General features: G+C 53.4%; 22 protein-coding genes. 6 read left to right on the forward strand and 16 right to left on the reverse strand.

Annotated features, from left to right (window positions below; genetic code table 11):
* Position 1: 1 nt before the first annotated feature.
* The 5 genes from nusB to nrdR all read right to left on the reverse strand — a co-directional run bounded on the left by nusB (position 2) and on the right by nrdR (position 4065).
* Positions 2-502, reverse strand: a complete 501-nt coding sequence (nusB, locus tag C3Z11_RS14785; RefSeq protein ID WP_106478723.1) for a transcription antitermination factor NusB — start codon at positions 500-502, stop codon at positions 2-4.
* Complete coding sequence (gene ribH / locus C3Z11_RS14790) at positions 499-984, reverse strand: 6,7-dimethyl-8-ribityllumazine synthase (protein ID WP_106479060.1); 486 nt, start codon at positions 982-984, stop codon at positions 499-501. Before ribH ends, nusB begins: the two co-directional genes overlap by 4 nt.
* A 67-nt stretch (positions 985-1051) precedes the next feature.
* Positions 1052-2194, reverse strand: a complete 1143-nt coding sequence (gene ribBA / locus C3Z11_RS14795; RefSeq protein WP_106478724.1) for a bifunctional 3,4-dihydroxy-2-butanone-4-phosphate synthase/GTP cyclohydrolase II — start codon at positions 2192-2194, stop codon at positions 1052-1054.
* Positions 2195-2386: 192 nt separating this feature from the next.
* The gene (gene ribD, locus C3Z11_RS14800; RefSeq protein WP_106478725.1) at positions 2387-3511 is read right to left on the reverse strand and encodes a bifunctional diaminohydroxyphosphoribosylaminopyrimidine deaminase/5-amino-6-(5-phosphoribosylamino)uracil reductase RibD; all 1125 of its coding nucleotides are present in this window, start codon (positions 3509-3511) and stop codon (positions 2387-2389) included.
* 65 nt (positions 3512-3576) lie between these two features.
* A complete protein-coding gene (gene nrdR, locus C3Z11_RS14805) occupies positions 3577-4065 on the reverse strand; it encodes a transcriptional regulator NrdR (protein ID WP_106478726.1) in 489 nt (162 codons plus the stop codon).
* A gap of 280 nt (positions 4066-4345) precedes the next feature.
* On the opposite strand from nrdR, the gene C3Z11_RS14810 reads away from it, so the two are divergent.
* From C3Z11_RS14810 to C3Z11_RS14820, 3 genes are all read left to right on the forward strand, one after another.
* Positions 4346-4606, forward strand: a complete 261-nt coding sequence (locus C3Z11_RS14810) for a hypothetical protein (protein WP_106478727.1) — start codon at positions 4346-4348, stop codon at positions 4604-4606.
* Positions 4607-4894: 288 nt separating this feature from the next.
* The gene (locus tag C3Z11_RS14815) at positions 4895-5143 is read left to right on the forward strand and encodes a GlsB/YeaQ/YmgE family stress response membrane protein (protein WP_106478728.1); all 249 of its coding nucleotides are present in this window, start codon (positions 4895-4897) and stop codon (positions 5141-5143) included.
* 205 nt (positions 5144-5348) lie between these two features.
* Entirely contained in the window at positions 5349-5540 is a 192-nt protein-coding gene (locus C3Z11_RS14820; protein ID WP_106478729.1) for a hypothetical protein, read from the forward strand.
* A 143-nt stretch (positions 5541-5683) separates the two neighbouring features.
* Here the strand turns inward: C3Z11_RS14820 and C3Z11_RS14825 are convergent, their stop codons facing one another.
* Positions 5684-6682 carry a TerC family protein gene (locus tag C3Z11_RS14825; RefSeq protein WP_106478730.1) on the reverse strand — a complete coding sequence of 333 codons (999 nt, stop codon included), beginning with the start codon at positions 6680-6682 and terminating at the stop codon, positions 5684-5686.
* Positions 6683-7134: 452 nt separating this feature from the next.
* On the opposite strand from C3Z11_RS14825, the gene C3Z11_RS14830 reads away from it, so the two are divergent.
* Complete coding sequence (locus C3Z11_RS14830) at positions 7135-8892, forward strand: sugar phosphorylase (protein ID WP_106478731.1); 1758 nt, start codon at positions 7135-7137, stop codon at positions 8890-8892.
* A gap of 101 nt (positions 8893-8993) precedes the next feature.
* Here the strand turns inward: C3Z11_RS14830 and C3Z11_RS14835 are convergent, their stop codons facing one another.
* From C3Z11_RS14835 to C3Z11_RS14860, 6 genes are all read right to left on the reverse strand, one after another.
* Complete coding sequence (locus tag C3Z11_RS14835; RefSeq protein ID WP_106478732.1) at positions 8994-10214, reverse strand: glycosyltransferase family protein; 1221 nt, start codon at positions 10212-10214, stop codon at positions 8994-8996.
* Entirely contained in the window at positions 10211-11047 is an 837-nt protein-coding gene (locus C3Z11_RS14840; RefSeq protein ID WP_106478733.1) for a mannosyl-3-phosphoglycerate phosphatase-related protein, read from the reverse strand. Before C3Z11_RS14840 ends, C3Z11_RS14835 begins: the two co-directional genes overlap by 4 nt.
* A gap of 149 nt (positions 11048-11196) precedes the next feature.
* Positions 11197-12165, reverse strand: a complete 969-nt coding sequence (locus C3Z11_RS14845; protein ID WP_262927424.1) for a 2-dehydro-3-deoxygalactonokinase — start codon at positions 12163-12165, stop codon at positions 11197-11199.
* Complete coding sequence (locus tag C3Z11_RS14850; RefSeq protein ID WP_106478734.1) at positions 12162-12839, reverse strand: 2-dehydro-3-deoxy-6-phosphogalactonate aldolase; 678 nt, start codon at positions 12837-12839, stop codon at positions 12162-12164. The genes C3Z11_RS14845 and C3Z11_RS14850 overlap by 4 nt, the downstream gene beginning before the upstream one ends.
* Positions 12840-12883: 44 nt before the next feature.
* The gene (dgoD, locus tag C3Z11_RS14855) at positions 12884-14032 is read right to left on the reverse strand and encodes a galactonate dehydratase (RefSeq protein ID WP_106478735.1); all 1149 of its coding nucleotides are present in this window, start codon (positions 14030-14032) and stop codon (positions 12884-12886) included.
* A gap of 53 nt (positions 14033-14085) precedes the next feature.
* The gene (locus tag C3Z11_RS14860) at positions 14086-14841 is read right to left on the reverse strand and encodes a FadR/GntR family transcriptional regulator (RefSeq protein WP_106478736.1); all 756 of its coding nucleotides are present in this window, start codon (positions 14839-14841) and stop codon (positions 14086-14088) included.
* 180 nt (positions 14842-15021) lie between these two features.
* On the opposite strand from C3Z11_RS14860, the gene C3Z11_RS14865 reads away from it, so the two are divergent.
* Together C3Z11_RS14865 and C3Z11_RS14870 are read left to right on the forward strand one after the other, a co-directional pair.
* Positions 15022-16116 (forward strand): SMP-30/gluconolactonase/LRE family protein, encoded by a 1095-nt coding sequence (locus C3Z11_RS14865; RefSeq protein ID WP_106479062.1) that lies wholly within the window; start codon positions 15022-15024, stop codon positions 16114-16116.
* Between the two features lie 140 nt (positions 16117-16256).
* Entirely contained in the window at positions 16257-18176 is a 1920-nt protein-coding gene (locus C3Z11_RS14870; RefSeq protein WP_106478737.1) for an ATP-binding domain-containing protein, read from the forward strand.
* 143 nt (positions 18177-18319) lie between these two features.
* Here C3Z11_RS14870 and C3Z11_RS14875 read toward each other — a convergent pair whose 3' ends face one another.
* The 4 genes from C3Z11_RS14875 to C3Z11_RS14890 form a co-directional block, all read right to left on the reverse strand.
* Positions 18320-18523, reverse strand: coding sequence for a cold-shock protein (locus C3Z11_RS14875; RefSeq protein ID WP_106478738.1), 204 nt, complete (start codon positions 18521-18523; stop codon positions 18320-18322).
* A gap of 203 nt (positions 18524-18726) precedes the next feature.
* Positions 18727-19107, reverse strand: coding sequence for a GtrA family protein (locus C3Z11_RS14880; RefSeq protein WP_106478739.1), 381 nt, complete (start codon positions 19105-19107; stop codon positions 18727-18729).
* Complete coding sequence (locus C3Z11_RS14885) at positions 19107-20096, reverse strand: glycosyltransferase family 2 protein (RefSeq protein WP_262927425.1); 990 nt, start codon at positions 20094-20096, stop codon at positions 19107-19109. Before C3Z11_RS14885 ends, C3Z11_RS14880 begins: the two co-directional genes overlap by 1 nt.
* 312 nt (positions 20097-20408) lie before the next feature.
* Entirely contained in the window at positions 20409-21797 is a 1389-nt protein-coding gene (locus tag C3Z11_RS14890) for an undecaprenyl-phosphate glucose phosphotransferase (protein WP_106478741.1), read from the reverse strand.
* Between the last annotated feature and the right edge of the window lie 50 nt (positions 21798-21847).

The raw sequence follows: 21847 nt of genomic DNA on the forward strand, positions 1-21847 counted from the left end.
ATCAGCGCCTGCGAGCGCTGACCTCGGCACTGCGCAAGCGGTTGGCCAGCTTGTCGAGAATGCCGTTGATGTATTTGTGTCCATCGGTGGCGCCGAAGGATTTAGCCAGTTCAACGCCTTCGTTGATTACCACGCGATAAGGTACCTCCATGCGCTTGGCAAGCTCATAGGCGCCCAGGCGCAGGATAGCCAGCTCAATCTGATCGAGCTCGGTCAGCTTGCGATCCAGCAATGGCGTGATGTAGTCATCAAGCTCGCCACGATAGCGCGGCACATTGTGCAGTAGTTCATGAAACAGGGCGAGATCGGCCATTTGCATGACCTTGACCCAATTCTCATGATCGGCCAGATCATCATCAGCGGTTTGACTACGGAATTCGGCCTCCAACTGGGTCAACGGCTTGCCTGTCATCTGCCACTGATAAAGCCCTTGCACGGCAAGCTCGCGCGCGGCATGGCGAGCCAGCTGCGACTTGGACGGCGCACGCCGAGGTGCATTCACGACTCACCTCCTCCGAATTGACGCAACAGTGACACCATTTCCATCGCCGCCATCGCTGCCTCTGTACCCTTGTTGCCCGCCTTGGTGCCGGCACGCTCGATTGCCTGCTCGATGGTGTTGACCGTCAACACGCCATTGGCAATCGGCGTATCGAATTCGAGTTGCAGGCTCGCCATGGCACTGTTGCACTGGCCAGCAACATATTCGAAATGCGGCGTACCGCCGCGGATGACAGCACCGAGCGCAATAACCGCATCGGGCTTGAGCACTTTAAGGGCGCGCTTGATCGCAAGCGGCAACTCCCAGGCGCCTGGAACATGGATCAGATCAATGTTTTCTTCATCCACACCATGGCGAACCAGACTATCGATTGCGCCCTCGACGAGCGAATCCACGACATGATGATTGAAACGGCCTACGACGATGACATAGCGACCGTCCACTTCGGTATAGCGGCCTTCCACTTGAGCAATCGGTTGCATAACCTCAACTTCCTCTACGCCTGGACGCGGATGCAACGCATCCAGGCCAATGACAGACAAAAGGGGCTCATTCTAGCGGTTGTTCAGCCTCAGCGATATCTCCGCCGAGCTGTTCAACCACTTCCAGATCGAAACCGGATAACGCCGAGAACCTCCACGGTGAACTCAGCAGACGCATCTTGCCGACACCAAGATTGCGCAGAATCTGAGCGCCGGTGCCAACCGTCAGGTAGCTGCCAGCGCCATCGGTCGCCGGGTTGCGCGCAGAGCGCGTACGCTCGAAAAAGGTGTCGAGCTGATCCTTTAGATCTCGAGCGGGGCGGCCGTCATCAAGCAATACCAACACACCCGAATCTGCAGCAGCAATTTCTCGGATGGCATCTTGAGCAGTCCAGCTGTGGCTGCCTTCCTTTTTAAGCGTCAGCAAATCGCGCAGCGGGTCGGCAATATGCACACGCACCGTGGTAGGCACATCGGCACGGAACGATCCCTTGGTCAGGGCGAGATGATGTGCGCCTTGAATACGATCATAAAAGCAATGCAGCGTGAAGGCGCCGTAGGCCGTTTCAACAGCCTGCGTCTCGACGCGCTCGACAGTATGTTCATTATGAATGCGGTAATGAATCAGGTCGGCAATGGTGCCGATCTTGATATCGTGCTGTTCAGCAAATCGTTCGAGTTCCTCTCGACGCGCCATGCTTCCATCTTCATTCATGATCTCACAGATCACGCCTGCCGGCTCGAATCCCGCCATTGCCGCCAGATCGCACGCCGCCTCGGTATGCCCGGCACGGCGCAATACACCGCCGGGCTCAGCCATCAATGGAAAGATGTGGCCAGGCTGAACGATATCGCGAGCGCTTGCTCCGCGGGCAGCCGCAGCACGTACGGTACGCGCCCGATCAGCGGCGGAAATTCCTGTACTGACCCCCGTGGCTGCCTCGATCGATACGGTGAACTTGGTACCGAACCCCGACCCATTGGCATGCACCATCAACGGCAGGCCGAGCTGTTCGCAGCGCTCTCGTGTCATCGGCAAGCAGATCAATCCGCAGGCATAACGGGCCATGAAATTGATATGCGCGGCTTCCACACACTCAGCAGCCATGATGATGTCGCCTTCATTCTCGCGATCCTCATCATCCATGAGAATCACCATCTTGCCCTGCCGGATATCTTCGACCAGGTCTTGGATCGGGGATAGCGCCATGGGTGCTCTTAATCCTTGCAAGTTATGCATTATCAAGTTCGCTCTACAGGCCCCTACCCACAGGTAGGGCCATGCCATGTCAGCGAACACCAGACCGCTGAAAACGACCTTCAATCAGCCAACGGGCGCCCAGATTACTCCTACGTAACGACAGGTGCTACCTGATCGCGCTCGCATTGAGCCTTCTTCAGCTTATATAGGACGGGCAATGATCCGCCAGTCTTTACCCACTGCACGGATATCATCAATGTCCAGACGCCGCTGCTGTGTCATAGACGTCATACCCGATAATGCAAATAGCGGCCGTGCCTGTCCGCCAAGTAACGCCGGGGCCATGAACAGATGCATTTCGTCGATAAGTTCAGCATCAAGCATCGCGCCAGCCAATGTAGCGCCAGTCTCAAGCAGCACCTCGTTACACCCTTCGTGCTGTGCGAGATGGCTCATCAGTGCGGCGAGATCGACCCGCTCGCCCGTCTCATCTGGCAACTCAATCACCTCAGCGCCAGCATTCAACAGACGTTCTCTACGCTCGTTATTCCCCTGCTGCGCCGTCGCGATCAATGTGCGGCCTGGCTGCGTCAGACAATTCGCCGCCAGCGGCATACGCAGGCGCGAGTCGACCACGACGCGCAGCGGCTGACGCATGGCTATAGTCTCGGCATCGGCACATCCGAGTTGCTCGGCACGTACCGTCAATCGGCTATCATCATAGAGAATCGAGTCTATGCCGGTCATAACGGCGCTTGAACGTGCTCGCAGCCGCTGTACCTCGCGGCGCGCCTCAGCGCCCGTGATCCATTGCGACTCACCACTTGCCATGGCCGTACGCCCATCGAGACTCATTGCCATCTTGAGCCTGACATAAGGGCGACCGCGAGCCATACGTGAAATAAAGCCGGGATTGAGTTGGCGCGCTTCATGCTCCAGCAAGCCATACTCGACCGCCACGCCAGCCTCTTCAAGAATCGCGAATCCACGACCGGCCACCAGCGGATTGGGGTCTTTCATTGCCGCGACAACCCGCACGATACCGGCTTCGGCCAGTGCCAGGGCGCAAGGACCGGTACGACCGTAATGCGCGCACGGCTCAAGCGTGACATAAGCCGTTGCCCCACGTGCTTGCTCGCCTGCCGCATTCAACGCGTGGATTTCAGCATGCGGCTCACCGGTGCGTAAGTGATACCCTTCCCCCACAATGTGGGCATCCTTGACGATGACACAACCCACTCGGGGATTGGGATCAGTGGTAAAAAGACCTCGCCGTGCCAGTTCAAGCGCACGCGCCATGTAGCGCTCCGGAACGGAACTAATCATAGGCTCTCTCCTGTGGTGAACGATCTGTCTGAAAAAGCCTGCACGTCCCTATCTTTGGCTCGAGCCTAGCGCTTGTCGCTCTCATCCGTGGGTGAAAATTTTGGCTCCTGAGCAAGCCTGTCGATCTCGGCACGGAATTCATCGAGATCCTGAAAACGACGATAGACCGAGGCAAAACGGATATAGGCGACCTGATCGAGACGCTTCAATTGCTGCATGACCGCCTCCCCGATCTGGCGAGCATTGACTTCACGTTCACCCTTGGCCCGCAAGTGTTGGCGAATACGTTCAATGGCGGCTTCTATACTTTCCGCACTGACGGGGCGCTTTTCAAGCGCACGCAGCATTCCGGCACGCAGCTTCTGCGCATCAAACGTCTCACGTGAGCCATCGGCCTTGATGACACGAGGCATGACCAGTTCGGCTGTTTCGTAGGTGGTAAAGCGTTCACCGCATGTGAGGCATTGGCGTCGTCTGCGCACCTGATCGCCTTCGGCAACCAGTCTGGAATCGGTCACCTTGGTTTCATAAGTACCACAAAAAGGACAGTGCATCGGGCGTTATCCGACGTAAACAATCGTGATGCATGCGGCGTAACGTCACGCCACACGCCCCTACAAATCACAGCATAATGTCAAAACATTGTAACCGCTCCGTCAGGTGGCGGAAATGCGCTTGTCGTAGCCCGTGGTGGCGTTTAGCCTTCAAACCACTTAAAGACATCATGCTGCGTAAGCAGTGCATCGTAGCCTAACGAGTACTGCCTATACTTTGCTTGCATGAACAAGTGAGGGGTGTGACCGCTTTCGATTTATCAACAGAGGAAATCAACTCATGGATCTTTTATCTTGGATTGTAACGGGTATGGTCGTCGGCGCCCTGGTCAATCTCATCATGCCGGCCCGTATAGCGGTGGGCTATCTGGGCTCAATAGGCATCAGCACGCTAGGTGCGGTCATCATCACGTTTGCGATATCCGTAGCCAAACTTATCCCTGAGGGGGAATTTAGCCTGGCAGGGGTCGCAGTTGCTGTGGCCGGAGCGCTTGTGGCGCAAGTACTGCTTATCGCGTTTCGTCTGATTGCCCGCACCTAGTGGCTTCCAGGCTTTCTGGACACTGAAGCAACTAAGGCCTGCTCATTCAACATGCTCTGCTGCGCATGCGCAGCAGAGCATGTTCGTTTCATCCTCTTTATAACGCTCTGTTATTACCTACCCGCACGCCGTCGCATTGTCCGCATTGATTGACGCTCACTCGTATTGTTCTGATTAGAACTAACACAATGAAACTACTTGCCCTTGCTTGCCAGGCCTTCTAGATTACATAGAGTAAGCATTAGAAAATTGCTTACTTAAAGGAAGCAGGCTTACAAGGAGAACGTTATGGGTATTATCACGTGGATCATCTTCGGTTTGATCGCTGGCGCCATCGCCAAACTTATCATGCCCGGCAAGGATCCTGGCGGGTTCATCGTTACGATTATTATCGGTATTCTTGGCGCGGTAGTCGGTGGTTGGATAGGAACTGCGCTTGGCCTTGGTGATGTATCAGGCTTCAACTTCGGCAGTTTCATAATTGCGGTGCTTGGGGCAATTATTCTGTTGATACTTTATCGCGTAATACGTCGCTAAACTATTTAATACCTTTCTGTATTGAGTAAAGCCGCCTTAAAGGCGGCTTTATTTCTTTTCATATGCTTTGATCGCTTAGCCAATGTAAGTAGCCATACGCCATGACACGCATGGCTTATATCTTCAGCTCGAATGCCAAGTCTGTGTAATGCATCAAAACGAGCTATAGTGGATACATATTCAATAAAATAAGCGAGATTACGATATGCCTGATCAAGCACCCATGCCCAGAACAGCTCGAGTCAATGTTGTCGTTTACAAGAGTAACGATGATGAAGTACACCGCTATGAGGTACGTGGTGTAGACCCTGAAAAAGATATCCTGCTCGGTGAATACGATACAGAAGATGAAGCAAAAAAAGCGGTAGACCAATATGAAGGCGGTGACCCCGTATAATGTCTATCCTCTCACCTATTGTATGACTCAGATGCTTCTACTCGTTTACGGTCCCTTTCATCTGGAACCTCCCACTTGATAGGAAATTACCTTGGGTTACCGTAAACGAGTCTCCTTTTTCAGCTAATTTACATATCCGTTTATCAAGAAGACTGTGTCTTTTGCTGGCTGCGGCTTTTGAGCAAGCTAGCCACTGTGGTAATCACCAGCACACCGACAATGATCGACAATGACAGCGGCGTCGAGATATGCGGCACCCACTCGATTGGCTGGCCATTATTCAAAAACGGCAGTGTGTTCTCGGCCATGGCGTGGAATACCAGCTTGACGCCGATAAAAGCAAGAATGATTGATAGCCCAATGCCGAGATACACCAGACGGTCGAGCAACCCACCAAGCAGGAAGTAAAGCTGCAGCAGCCCGAGCAGTGCGAAGGCGTTGGTAGTGAAGACGATGTAAGGTTCCTGAGTCAGCCCATAGATCGCTGGAATGGAGTCGAGCGCAAACAACAAGTCAGTTACGCCGAGCGCAATCACGACGATAAACATCGGCGTTACCACACGCTTGCCATCAACCTTGGCGAGCAAATTCTGACTATGGTATTCCTCGGTGACCGGCAAGTGGCGCTGAGCGAACTTGACCAGTGCGTTGGGCTCGTAGTCTTCTTTCTCATCTTTGCCATGCGACATGCTCTCAATGGCAAGCTTGAACGCCGTATACAATAAAAACAGGCCGAAAATATAGAATACCCAACTGAACTGGTTGATAGCAGCCGCGCCGACAGCAATAAAAATGCCGCGCATGATCAGCGCCATAACGATCCCGATCAGCAGTGCCTTTTGCTGAAATTCACGCGGTACGGCAAACTTCGCCATGAGAATGACGAAAACAAACAGGTTATCGACCGAAAGACTCTTCTCGGTGATGAAGCCAGCGAAATACTCGATGCCGTGCTGATGTCCCCATACCATCCATAACCCGGCACCAAAGACGCAAGCCAGCGAAATGAAAAAGACTGACCACCACGCGGCTTCCTTTATCGTCGGCGCATGGGGTTTACGTACGTGTGCATAGAAATCGAAGATGAAAAGCGCGGCGATACCAGCGATCGTCGTCGCCCATATCCATAGGGGAACATGCATTTTATTGCCTCCGGCAACCTTGGGCCATTCGAGAAAAAGGCACACTCGACCCGAGCGCTTATTTACTCGCCACAAGCCCGTTAATATTTACCGGAGGTCTCTTCCGCTTGGCGGCGACGGCTCAACGCCGTGTCATGCTCACCAAGCCAACGGTCCCGGGGGCTCGATCATGCTCGAATTAACCCCGTGCTGACGACACCGCTGTAGTCATGCACCACTCATAGCAAGTAGTGCATTGAAAATCCTTGGGAATACTCCCCTCCTGCTCGGCCGTAAGTCTCGTTGAGCACTTAATAAGTTGCAACTGTTATTTCGACTGTCTCTACAGCGCCTATTGGCAGCGAGCGTTTTTTTCGATCAATATAGGTAAAGATACCGATATAACTATGACTACTGCATGCCGGCGCGCTTACGCATGACTGTCTTTTTGACTTCGGCTAAAGGAAATCTCGATGGATCACTCGAACGTTCCGGTAAGAGCACTCAGCGAAGACGAGTTTATCGCCAGAGCCCGTTCCCACCTTCAATTTGTCTATAACGAACGCGCCGAGGAAATTCTCCGCCGTCTGCTTACCGTTATTTCGCGCAACACGGAAAGCATCCCGTCACCGGCTCGACCGCTGTGGACCGAACGCAGTCAGTTCCTGATTACCTATGGCGACAGCATTCTCGATAATCAAAAAGATGTCATGCCGCTCGACTCGCTCGAACGCTTTCTGACCGAGCGCCTCAATAACATCTTCAGCACTGTCCATATCCTGCCGTTTTTTCCGTGGAGTTCAGACGATGGCTTTGCCGTGGTGCATTACCGTGAAGTTAACCCTGATCTAGGCGACTGGGCGCACATACGGCGCATCGCCGATCAGCATAACCTGATGGCGGACCTGGTCATTAACCACGTCTCGCGTGAATCCTTATGGTTTACCGACTATCTTGCCGGGTCCCAGCCAGGGCGTGATTACTTCATCGAGATGCCATCTGACACCGATGTTTCCCAAGTGACACGCCCGCGCAATACACCGCTGCTAGTGCCGGTCCACACGCGTCGGGGCAAACGCTACGTCTGGGCGACCTTCTCGGACGATCAGATTGATCTCAATTACAACAATCCCGATGTTCTGCTTGAAATGATCGGCGTGCTCTTGCACTACCTGTCACAAGGCGCCCGTTTGATCCGCCTCGATGCTATTGCTTATTTATGGAAGGAACTTGGCACAACCTGTATCCACCTGCCGCAGACTCATGAAATAGTCAAACTGATCCGCGCGGTCATGGAGTACGTGGCGCCCGGGGCGCTATTGATCACCGAAACCAACGTACCGCACAAGGAAAACCTGAGCTACTTCGGCGCAGGGGATGAAGCACACCTCGTTTACCAGTTCACATTGCCGCCCCTGCTGGTGCATACGCTGACGTCCGGCGATGCTGGGGCACTGACCGAGTGGGCATCAACGCTGCCGCCACTGCCGAAAAACTGTACTTTCTTCAACTTTACCGCCAGCCATGACGGCATTGGTGTGCGTGCGCTCGAAGGTCTTTTGCCCGAGCATGAAATCAAGCAGATGCTCGACTTGATGCAGCGTTTCGGCGGCTATGTCAGCATGAAGACTGACGCCGATGGCAAGGATTCGCCATACGAAATTAACATCACCTACTTTGATGCCATGAAAGGCACGCGCAAGGGCGCCGACCCATGGCAGATTGCGCGCTTTCTGTGCAGTCAGACCATCATGATGGGGTTGAAAGGCATTCCGGCCGTGTATATCCACAGCTTGACGGGGACGGTCAACGATTACGATAACGTTTCACGCTCAGGGCATCTGCGCGCCATCAATCGCAAACGTTGGCAACGGGAAGAAATCGACCATCAGCTCGCAGCGATTACACCGACGCGCTTTGTGTTCAAGGCAATGACAATCACACTACACAAACGACGCAAGGAACCCTGTTTTCATCCCGAGGCGGAACAGAAGATTCTTGACTTTGGTCCGGGCCTGTTTGCCTTCATGCGTGGCCCGCTAGCCGATGGCCGCCGCCTGCTGGCGATTCACAACGTTACTGACCAGCCCCAGCTCATCCAGTTGCCAGAAGGTTACTCTCGCGAGCGGTGGCATGATCTGTTGGGCACTTTCGAACCGGACGATGAGACGCCGATCCTCAAGCCTTATTACAGCGCCTGGTTAGTCAGCGAAGGCAGCAAAGAAGCCTGAAGCTAAAAACAATGATACACGGCATTTAAAAAAAGCCCTTACCGTACGATACGGCAAGGGCTTTTTTCATGCCTGATTACACTTCAGCGCTGGCTTGTGGTTCAGACATCGCCCGCGTTATCTCTTTCCACCGCATCATGCATTCGTTCGAGCAGATCGGGGAAAGCAGCCTGCACCCTGCTCCAGCTGGCAATGAAAGGCTTGTCGCGTGGCTTGTCGAGGAACGTGTGACCGGCATCGATCAAGCTCTGGGCAAACAGCTCGACAGCCTGCTCTTCACTGTGGCGGTCCACTTTCAAACCGTTCATGGTCGCATCGTTGTAGTAACTTTCGATCAGATCGAGCGCCGTACGATAATAGGTTGCCTTGATGGTCCGGAAAGACTCGGTGTTGATCTGCACACCTAAAGTGGCGAGTTTTCGATACAGGGCCTTGGCAATATCAGTACTCATGCGGTGCAAGCCACCCGACGGGTCATCCTCGGACAACGGTTGATGCTTGTGATCGTAGTTATCGGCGATATCGACCTGACACAGGCGCTTTGTCGAATAGTTACGATGCACCTCCGACAGGACTCCGATTTCCAGCCCCCAGTCGCTGGGGATACGAATATCGTTGAGTACATCAGCACGCATCGAAAACTCACCCGAAAGTGGATAGCGGTAGCTGTCGAGATAGTTCAGATAGTCCAGCGGACCATAAATCTTCTGCAGTGCGCGCAGCAAAGGCGTCACCATCAAACGCCCGACGCGGCCGTTAAGCTTGCCATCGGCGATACGTGCGTAATAGCCCTTACAGAACTCATAGTTGAACTGCGGATTAGCGACCGGATACAGCAGCTTGGCAAGCATGCTGCGATCATAAGTGACAATATCGCAGTCATGCAGCGCGATGGCTTCGGTGCGCCCCGAGGCGAGACTGTAACCGGAGCAGAACCAGACATTACGCCCCTTGCCCTGTTCTTCAGGTGACAGCCCTTCAGCGGCAAGCTCCTCATCGAGCGCCTTGAGTCGCGGGCCATCGTTCCAGAGAATGCGGTGATGCTGCGGCAAGCGTGAAAAGAAATCGCGCGCATGCATGAACTGGTCCCTGTCGGCACGATCCAGCCCGATAATGATTTCCGTGAGGTAAGGCACCTCAGCGAGAATATCGACGATGCGCGTCAATGCCGGCCCTTCCAGCTCGGAATAAAGCGACGGCAGAATCAGGCCCATTGGCCGCCGCCGTGAGAACCCCTTTAGTTCCCGCTCAAGCTCATCAATCGGCCGGTTAGCCAGATTATGAAATGTGGTAATGATGCCGTTCTGGTAGAAATCGCTCATACTCGTCCTCCGTGACCGTCGCCCAACCAGTAGGCCATTCCTTCTGCCCAGCCGGCAGGACCATATGCGCGGGTGCGATAGGTCTTACCCTCGTCAGCGACGGCAATTTCCAAGTTATGATGACCGCGAATAACCACCGCAGCATCGACAACGTCCAACATTGGCACATCATTGGGACCATCGCCCAAACCTATCGTCTTGGCCGTGATACCGAATTTTTCTGCATAACGCTGGGTTAGCCAGGCCATTGCCCGCCCCTTGCTGCTGCGCTCGCTCATTACATGATAGAACCGACCGCCGCGCGTCAGCGAAAGTCCTGCACCGACCAACAACAGCTCGAAACGTTCCAGCGCCTCATCACTGTCGTGCCATAACATGGGTTCAGACGCCTCGCGCAAATGGGCCAGATGAGCGCTTTCAAGATCAAGCCCGGTACATTCGGCAACCTCTTCATCACTAAAATCACCGAAGCCGCTGAACATGAATTCCTGGGTCTCGCGGATCGCCTCTAGCACCTCACGAATACGATGATACGATGCGCCTAGCACGACATCGGCCATGCCATGCTCACCTATCGACTCATCATTCACCCACTCGGCAGGTAGATGGATCGAAGCGCCATTCTCAGCAATAAAAGGTCCTTGCAGCCCGATAGTGTCACGCAACACCATAATCTCGGCTGCGGTCTTGCTTGTATTGATGATGACTGGCGCCCCCGCAGCCTTGAGTCGCGCCAGCCAAGGCAAGGCCGGTGTCCAATCATAGGTTTCATGATCGAGCAGCGAACCATCGAGGTCGGTGAACACCAACAATGAATCGGATAAGGTCAGCATTCAATTCCTCGATTATTGACATCACAGTGAGGGATAAAAGCATCAGGCCTCGCCTCAAAAGTAACGCGCCAAATGCAAATACTGCACCTTAAACTAGAATGGCTCGTTGTTCACCGACCAATTTCCTCAATGGCAACCTTCCTCACAGCTTAGTGGGTATTTCTCTTGTGCTGGAGGGCCAGAGCACGCACACCTTCAAGCGTTGCGGCATCGCTACCACAGAACTGCACGCTGATCCCCGCGGCTTCAAGCGCCACGCGATAGGGTTGCTGCAGTCGTTCCGCGCCGATCAAATGCAGGCTTGCCAGTTCAGGATACCGTTTTTGCATGGCCCTCACCTCCTCACCGATCAATACGCCGGATAAGAAGCTGCCTACTTGTTCAGCGGCAAGTCCCGCATAAAGGTGACGACTACGCGCCTCGAATAGCGCATGCAGCACGCCTCCATCGCCCATGACACGTTCACAGCCCAATCGAAAAGTGGCTTCATTGAAATCTGCTTCCTCTCGTGCCGGCTCTCCCGGCAGAGTATGAAAGCGTACGGCATGATAAAGTTCCCCGGTCATGGCGGTGACAAAATGCTTAAGCTGGCCCTGCTCGACTCGCGCCCACTTGCTATGAGTTCCCGGTACGCAACAAACACCGCTCTCATTGCCTGCCTGTGCCAGTGCACCAAATATCTGCACTTCCTCACCGCGCATCACGTCAACCAAGCCGGTATCGTCATGATCATGTTTACTGTCAGGCGCCACGATCTTCACGCCCGGTACCAGCCAAGCGTTATCGAGCCCTGGCGCAGCAACGACATGCTCAGCCAGCGTGGCAAGATCGACTGGCAACTCAAGCTGGGGCGCCTCATGCCAGCCGCGTTTGGCGCCAACCATGCCCGCCAGATAAACCGGCACCCGGCCTCCGTCGCGCCAATCGTCGACCTGCTTGCGGCAATAATGCGGGAATTCAGCACTTTCAAGCGCACGAATACCGCTCTCGGCGCGCCGGCTATCAAGACATTCCCCACTGGCGGCATCGACCAGGAAAGCGCGAAAATTGCTCGTTCCCCAGTCGATGATAATCAACTGATCACTCATTGCCTGCTCGCTCACCAGTTGCTCGTTCACTGATCAAATTCGTGATATAGCCCTTCGATCTGGCTCATCTGCTCTTCAAGCCGCACCCACTCATTAACCAGCTCACGAGCGGTCTCACCTACCTCACGCGCCGCCTTGCCCGGGGTATAGAGATTGCTGCCAAAGCCAAACCCATTGACACCGGCAACATGCCATTCGGCCATGACATGATGATTGATACCGCCTACCGCCATGATCGGTTGCCCGACCGGAAGTACCGATTTGAGATCCTTGAGATAACCAGGCCCCAGCCGTCCAGCGGGAAACAGCTTCAAGCCTCGCGCGCCGTGTTTGATAGCAGCAAAAGCCTCGCTAGCCGTAGCCACGCCGATCAGTGAACCCAGCCCATGCCGCGCGGCCGCCGAAACAACATCGATATCAGTATTCGGGGTAACCATGAGCGTCGCGCCACAGGCCGCCAGCCGATCAACGTCATCAACTGTGAGTACTGTACCCGCGCCAACGGCGACATCAGCCGGCGCACGTTCAACTAAGCGCTCGATACTCTCCCATGGCGTGGGGGAGTTGAGCGGCACTTCTATCAGCCGGATGCCGGCCTCGATCAGCTCATCAGCCACAGCATCTATTTCACGCGTCTCGATACCGCGCAGTATCGCCACCAGCGGCCGTTCACGCAGAGCATTGTCGAATGCAGTCAAATCCATGAAAGAACTCCTTTGCTTAAGTCGGTGAATGCGCTCATGCGTGCTTACCATTCAGCGATGCTGCCATCCTCATGCGTCCACATCGGATTGCGCCAGCGGTGGCCCACCTTGGCGCGTTCCTCGACAAACGCCTCATCAATTTCAACACCGAGCCCCGGACCATGAGGAATCTCAAGATAGCCATCGCGGATGGTCAACGCCGATTTATCGACCAGGTAGTCGAGCACATCGTTATCCTTATTGTAGTGAATGCCCATGCTCTGCTCCTGGATAAACGCATTGTGCGACACGGCATCAACATGCAGCGAAGCAGCCAGCGTCAGCGGACCGAGCGGACAGTGCGGCGCCAGGGCAACGTCGTAGCATGACGCCAATGAGGCGATCTTGAGTCCTTCGCTGATGCCGCCGCAGTGCGACAGGTCGGGTTGGATAATATCGACCATACCGTCAGCGAGCAGGTCGCGGAACTGATAGCGGGTATGCAACCGCTCACCAGTGGCGATCGGATAACCCAGCCCACCGGCAATATGCTTGAGACTCGGCAAATGCTCAGGCAGCACCGGCTCCTCGACAAACATCGGATGGAACGGCTCGAGTTCACGCAGCAGCATCTTGGCCATCGGACGATGGACGCGGCCGTGGAAATCAACGGCGATACCGAAATCGGGGCCGCCCGCCTCGCGTGCCTCAGCCACCCGCGCCACCGCTTCATCGATCTTCGAGTGGGAATCAACGATCGCCATCTCACTGGTACCATTCATCTTAAAGGCGGTAAAGCCCTGCGCCTTGAGCGTTCTGACGCCATTACCGATGTCGTTGGGACGATCGCCACCGGTCCAGGCGTACATGCGCATCTTGTCGCGTACCGCGCCGCCGATCAGTTGATGAACTGGCACGCCGAGATCACGTCCCTTGAGGTCCCATAGCGCCTGGTCGATACCGGCAATCGCGCTCATCAGGATCGGCCCGCCACGGTAGAAGCCGGCGCGGTACATCATGTTCCACAAATGCTCGATGCGGTGCGGGTCCTGGCCGATCAAATAATCGGAAAGCTCATGCACCGCCGCTTCGACCGTCGCCGCACGCCCTTCGATGACCGGCTCTCCCCAGCCATAGACACCGGCATCGGTCTCAATCTTCAGAAACAGCCAGCGCGGCGGTACCTGCCAAGTCTTCAATTTGGTGATCTTCATGATGTCTCCTAGTTAAAAGGGTCAGTACTACAGGGTAATACCCCGTCGTATATTCACTTATCCATGAGACTGGCAGGCACGCTACTCTGCGCCACGCCCAGGTCCTGCGCGGTGCGCTCAAGCACCGCCCGCGCAGCAGCATAAGCCTCTGCTTCCTGCCGCAGACGAATCGCCTCCATTACCCGGCGATGGCGTTCCAGACTGTCCTTCAGCGCACCGGCGCTGTGATTGGTGGTCTCAACGATCAGCATGATCGAGGGACGCAGCATGTGCGCGAGCTGTGCCCAAACCAGATTGTGGGTGGCTTCGAAGATGGCAGTATGAAAGGCCAGATCGTAATCATCATGGCTTTTGCCCTGCCAGCGTCGGTCAGGCGCATCAAGCGTATGTGTCATACCCTCAAAGGCCTCTTCAATGGCGAGCAGATCGCGACCGTTCGCCTCACGAGCGGCAAGCATGGCGACGAAAGGCTCCACCGCCATCCGAAAGGCAAAAATATCGTTTTGAAAGGCAGGATTGGGTGAGGCATGGCGGATCATCCAATCGGTCACGCGTGGATCAAGCAATTTCCAGTTAGACAGCGGCTGAACGCGGGTGCCATGGCCGGCAAGGCGCGACACGATACCGGTTTCCACCAGGGTCTGAATGGCACTGCGTGCCGTTGCCCGGCTGACGCCATGCTGCGCACAAAGATCGAGCTCACGCGGCAACAACTCACCGGGGGGATAACGTCCCTCGAATATGGCCTGCGCCAACGCTTCCAATAGTTCATCCCGGCCCGTTAATGATGATGTAACTGTATCTTGCATGCACACTCCAAAAGTCGATCTTTACCTTCGCTTATGTCCGACATTTACACAAGCTCAGAGTTAATAGACTTTGGTCGACTGATGCACCATTCATACGGCAGGAAAAAGCTATTCGGCATACGTTAAGTAAGCATGTGGCCTGCGCTGCAGTACGCCAGCCTCAACCAAGTGAGAATAGTCATGAATAACAACGCAATAGATACGCCAACCACGCCCTTATCCGCTCCCCGGCCACACAAGGAATTGTCCAGACGTCGCTTCCTGATCGCTGGCACCGCAGCGCTAGGCGCTGTTGCCCTCCCGGGCGTCGGGCAGGCTGAGCCTCGATACGATGATTTCAACGCGCCCCGAGGCTACCCCGACCCCGCCTGGCAGATCGACCAGTCCGGCTTCGAGGAACTCATGATTGGCAATACCCCATTGGAACGTCACTATACTGAAGGGTTGTGGCTCGAAGGCCCGGCCTGGAATGCAGTAGGACGCTATGCGGTATTCAGTGACATTCCTCGTCAACGCCAGATGCGTTGGGATGAAGTCAGCGGCCAGGTCAGCGTATTACGCGAGAAGGTAGGCTATTCCAACGGCAATACCTTTGATGATCATGGCCGTCAGGTGAGCTGTGAGCATTTCCCATCAAGGGTGGTGCGCTATGAGTGGGACGGCAGCATCACGACGCTAGCCAGCCACGTCGATGGCAAACCCTTGAATGCTCCTAATGATCTGGTGGCCCTGCCTGGCGGCGGTATCATCTTTACCGATCCCGGCTATGGAGCACGAGTCGATTACGAGGGGCGCGCCCGCACAATGGAGCTGCCTACGCGCATCTATTACATTGACGACTCGCTTCAGGCACCCATTGTGCTCGATGAATCATTGGCACGCCCCAACGGGGTTGCGCTATCGGCAGACCATAAACGGCTGTTCGCCTGCGATACCGAGAGTACCGACGATTACACCTCACAGATTCATGTCTGGGACGTTGCCGATAACGGCAAGCAGCTCAGCAACAAGCAGATCTTTTATACCAACAAGGACGCAACGCATGATGGCATCGTCTGCGACATGCATGGCAACCTGTGGGCCAGCAGCGCAGGCAAAAGTAAAGGCGCCAATGGCGTGGTGGTGTTCGATCCGAACGGTCAGCGACTGGGATCGATCGTGCTGCCCGAGCAGTGCTCTAACGTCTGCTTCGTTGGCGAAAATCGTCACCGCCTGCTGATGACGGCCAGCCGCTCGATCTACACCCTCTACACCGCCACACGTGGCACCGTCTGATAGAACACATATATAAAGCGATGGTGTTGGCGTCTGTTGGGCCTCGGGAGGAAATTATTCACTGCCGGGGCTCAACCTGTCTCAATTCCCTGTGGCAACGCGTATCATGACGCCTTCCATATCCGTTGATAGGTTCGCGCATGGTTTTGTCCGAAGAGCAACGCCACATTATCGAGGCCATCCTCAAGGCGCTCGACAGCGAAGGCAACGAGCGCGTGCGAGGCTTGTTCCGCATTCCGGCTGTGGCAGGCGCCGGCAAGACCGTCACCATCACCGAACTGGCGCGAGCGCTGGGCGACAGACGCATCGTGTTCATGTGCTTCAGTCGTAACATCATTCAGCGTGCCCAAGGCGCGCTACCTGCCAATGTGCTGGTACGTACCCTGCACGCCTTGGCCCATGACTTTCTCAAGCATAGCTATAGCCGCAAGATAGATAATAGCGGCATTCATCATCGCCTTGCGTTAAGCACCGTCACTGAGCAGCTCGGCATCGGCTACCGCGATGCCCGCCTGGTACGTCTTACACTGGAACGCTTTCATCTGAGCGGTCAGAGCTATCTATGGGAAGATCATCTCCCTGAACTGCCGGAAGACAAACAGGCATGGCAGGCAGGCGAACAAAAACGCATCGTTGACGCCACGCTTGAACTCTGGCAGCGCCAACGTGATGCCTATGACAGCGCCGTACCGCTCACTTTCGATGCGATGATCAAGCTTTGGGCACTAGCGGAGCCAGTCTACGTCAATGCGCGAGCTGATGCGGAAACAGAGCCCAGCGGCAAGAGCCAGCGCATCACCCAGTTTGGCGATTCCGATATTCTTATTCTTGAAGAAGCGCAGGATGCACCAGAGGTAGTACTCGACTTCCTTGCCCGCCAGCCACAATTGCTGGTGTTTATCGGTGATCCGAATCAGGAAATCAGAAGTGTCATCGCTCCTGCTCAAGGGCTGGACCATCCCCTGCTACGCAACGCCATCAATCTTGAGCTTCGTCACTCCTATCGCTTCGGCGCCTCCGTTGCTGCCGCTCTCAGCGCTATTCTCACCGCACGTGACGGCCGAGTTACCCAACGCATTGAAGGCCTGGGAACGTCACGACTTGAAGACAGCGGGCGTTTCTCGCTGGAACAGCAAGGACTGCATTACACCTTGATTGCACGCACGCTTACGGGAGTGCTCAGTGAGGCGGTCTCACTCAAGCTGGCCGGCAAACAGTTAGCCTGGATTGATGGTATCTATGCCTACAATATTGCCCTGCTTCGCGACTTGGCCTGGCTTGACCAATGCGCACGCAGCAATTTATCCCTGGAGAGTGACAACCACCCCTTTCATCAGATACGAAAGCATATTCGCGCCAAGTATAACTGCCTGGACGATGCGCAACGTGATTTCGAACGTAACGGCGATAATGAAAGCCTTCAATTGATTGCTTTAGTCAAAGCTCATCGCAACATCGACTTGCCTCGCCTGATCAACCAACTGACGTGGGAAGAACGCGAGCGGCAAAATGCCATGATGCAGCATAGCGACCAAGCCCCACCGCGGCGAGATGTAACGCTGACAACCGTCAGCCGTGCCAAGGGGCTTGAGTTTGAACGGGTCGTTCTTGCCAACGATTTCGAGCTCGACGTAGCCACTGATGCCACGTGCTCGTCAGCGCATCGTCAATTAGAACTCAATATGCTTTATACCGCAGCCTCGCGGGCAAAATATCTCTTGGTCATGAACGAGGCACTACGCCGCATTGTCGAGGCTGAGAAAGGTACGATGCTGCCCGAAGCAGAAATTACGCTGGACTATCAGCCACCCATTACCTCAGTTCATCCTTACTTCGGCGCTCACATCGATACGCTAATGGAAATGAACCCGAAACTGCGCAATCAACGCCACAGCAGCAGGGAAGAAACTGCCCCTAAGACTCATGCGACGCTTTCAGGTCAAACCCAGTTGAAGAACAGGATGCTGCAAGATGCCAAGGCACTGGGGGATATTCGCCCTGGGAAAGGTGGGGTAAGAGCAATGCTAGGCATGCGAATAAAGCGAAGAAGTGACGCATGAAGGCATGCCAGCAACATGGCATGATTTTAATTTATCAGACAGAAACAAAAAACAGCACCTAAAACGCAAAAACACCAAGGCCCGCATAAGCGGGCCTTGGTGCTCGAAACCTTACGGTTCGAAAGCTCGTAGCTAACTAGATGTTAGACGGGCTTGATGTTTGCAGCCTGAAGGCCTTTTTTGCCCTGAGTCACGTCAAACGAAACTGTTTGACCTTCCTGCAGAGATTTGAAACCGTCAGCTTGAATTTCAGAGAAATGAGCGAAGAGATCATCGCCACCGTCAGCAGGAGAAATGAAGCCAAAACCTTTGCTGTCGTTAAACCACTTAACTGTGCCAGTTGCCATTTTCGATATCCTTACACGCTAAAAAGCGCTTTATACGTTTGCCGGGTGTTACCCGAGATACAGTGGGTAAAACAAGGAAATATGCACCAGGCTACCGAATAAATCGATCACAACTGACGATATACAACTTGCTAACCAACTGCGTGCATCTTGCCACGTTTACTCGCCTGCGTCAACTCGATTCAAGTCTCAGATGCTAGTAGTTACTTGAATGCCCATAGGCGAGCAGCAAAATAAGACACCAATGGCACCAAGAGTGTAGTAATGGTCAAAGCCACATAATCGGGAAGATCGGTTACGCTTAACAGAATGGCCAACAAGCCATTATTAAGCGCAAAACCAGCAAAGGCAATGACGAAAAACTTGATCACGTTGCCTTCACTCTTGAATGTGAAGTGACGATGACCTAAATAGGAAAACGAGAACGCTACCAGGAAGGCAATAAGGTTGACGACTAAGGGTGACCACGACTGGAAGAAATAAAGCAGCGTCCAAGCGACGCCCAGATGAACAAACGTCGCCCCGCCACCCACCAGCCCGAACCTGACCAGCTTGCCGACTTCCTGCTTAATCGACTCTGCCATTACGATGCTGACTCCTGCGCCTGTTCAGACATGTGCTTTGCGCCGACGGGAGAAGAACCGGGCATTTTGCTATCGTGCTCAACAAGATAGAGCGGCCGCCGCTTGGACTCGATGAACAGCCGGCCAATATATTCCCCCAACACGCCAATCGAGATCAGCTGCATCGCCCCCAGAAACAACACCGCAGACATCAACGAAGCATAACCCGGCATTTCAACGCCAAATATTATTGTTTTAAGAATGATAATCAGCATGTAAAGCAGGCTGACCACCGCCACTATACCGCCCACATAGGTCCAGACCCGTAACGGAATGGTAGAGAAGCCTGTAAAACCATCGAGAGCAAAGTTCCATAGTTTCCAGTAGTTGAACTTCGTCGTGCCGTGCTGACGCGCGGGGCGAGCATATGGCACCCCAACCGAGCGGTAGCCTGGCCAGGAGAACAACCCCTTCATAAAGCGATTACGCTCAGGCAAACGCTTCAGCGCCTCAACGACCCGTCTATCGAGGAGACGGAAATCACCGGCATTGCTCGGGATAGGCGTATGGGAAATGCTGTTGAACAGACGATAGAACATGCCTGCCGAAGCGCGTTTACGCTTGGTGTCCTCATCACGGGAACTGCGTACGCCATAAACCGTGTCGTAGCCCTCCCGCCACAACCGCACGAACTCGATAATCAGTTCAGGCGGATCTTGAAGGTCGACATCCATCGGGACGACGGCATCACCTGTTGCATAATCAAGCCCCGCCGACATCGCCGGTTCCTTGCCGAAGTTGCGCGACAGCTTCAAATAGCGAACTCGGGAATCGCGCTCAGCAGCTTCCTCCAGCTTTGCGATGGTTCTGTCGGTTGACCCATCATCGACAAATAGAATTTCGAGCGCAAAGGACTGATTGAAAAGTGTATCGGTAATGGCCTCAAGGAACGGGTCGATCGCATCTTCTTCGTCCTTCACGGGTACCACTAGCGAGATCAGCTCGTTCATATTCATTCCCTTGAATTGACATACGTTCGGAATTTAGCCGTCAAGCAGCAAGTAATTATTCTAGCCAGGCGCTATGCGAAATTTATGCTCTTCGGTATTTGAGCAATCAACTTATTAGGTTCAGCGATTAACTACCCTACCCTACAGAACAAAGCCACATTGAATCTATGCAGAGTCTGGCGTTTAAAAGATATAAAAAATCACAAACCTGAACATTAAAGCTATTACCAACTACTGATTTAAAAATAAAAAAGCCCGAGACAAATTACTTCTCTCAGACTTTTAAAAAAGCTTTCAATAAAAATATAATATTCAATATGCATTCTTACCTAACAAACCTTTAAATATGGTTAAGAAAATTATCTTAAAATCAAGCCATACTGACCAGTTTTCGATATACCAAAGATCATACTCAATACGCTTTTTTAAGTCTGTATCGCCACGCCATCCATTAACCTGTGCCCATCCCGTAATGCCTGCATTCACCATATGCTTTTGCATGTAACCAGGAATTTCATCCTTGAAATGTTCAACAAAGATGGTGCGCTCAGGACGAGGCCCAACGATTGACATTTCACCTTTAAGTACATTAATGAATTGAGGCAACTCATCCAAGCTTGTACGACGTAACCACTTCCCTATGGAAGTTGTCTTTTTGAACTTGGCCTGCCCCCAAGAGATACCATCTTTCTCACTATCAACTGGCATCGTACGAAACTTCAGCATTTGGAAGGGTTTTCCATTCCAGCTCATACGCTCCTGACGATAGAAAACCGGTCCACGTGACGAAACTTTCACCATCAGTGCGATACAAATCAGCAAAGGAAAAGTTAATAATAGTATAAATATGGAAATAAATTTGTCTTCTATAAGCTTAATAAAATGAGATGGCCCACTCATCGGGCTACAACTCATATCCAATAAATACAGTCCACCCACTGTAGATATATCGTGATTAAGAAGACGCAAACCTTGCATATCAGGCATATAACGTATGTTTACCATGGAATGCCGTAAACAATATAACACCTCTTCAGCAGCTGCTCCCCTCGAAAGAGGTAAGCATATCCAGACTTCATCTGTTTGAAGATTATTGTCTAAAGTGCTATCAAAGGGCCTACAGTCTGATATAGATATTTCGCCACATTGAGAAGCGTCCATCAACCGAACGCGCACGATATCAAACCCGACCGATGGTACTGTTCGCATACGCGCTATAGCGGTTTGACAAGACTCCAGATCCCCCACTAAAGCTACACTTTTACGATTCTTACCTCGCCGACGTAAGCGGTTAAGTATGGGATAAGCAACCGTGCGAATACCCACACTTAGTACGAAAGAGTAAAGCAACCAATATACCAACCACAAGCGTGAAAAACGTGCGCCAGTTTTTGAAAAATAAAGATAGGTAAAGATAATTGCAGCCAATATTGCAAAACTGTGAGCAATACGCACTACTAATTCAACTCTTACAGCTCCCCGCCATGACCGGTAAACACCACTGCCTGAAAAAATAATCATCCCGAGTAGCGTGCCAAAGAGCATCATCCATTGATAACGCTCGACCATGTCATAGACAGAGTCAAAGCGCATCAAATAAGCTATGAACCCACCAATAATAATTGCAGAGGCATCAGCAAGACGCGCAGCCAAATGTGAATATGGCGTAAAGCCAGAAATCGTTTTAATCGGTATAGCCATAGTATGTATGGTATCACTCAGCGCATCTTTTCAATAAACACATATCATTT

Source organism: Phytohalomonas tamaricis (assembly GCF_003012345.1).
In the GTDB taxonomy this organism is placed as follows: domain Bacteria; phylum Pseudomonadota; class Gammaproteobacteria; order Pseudomonadales; family Halomonadaceae; genus Phytohalomonas; species Phytohalomonas tamaricis.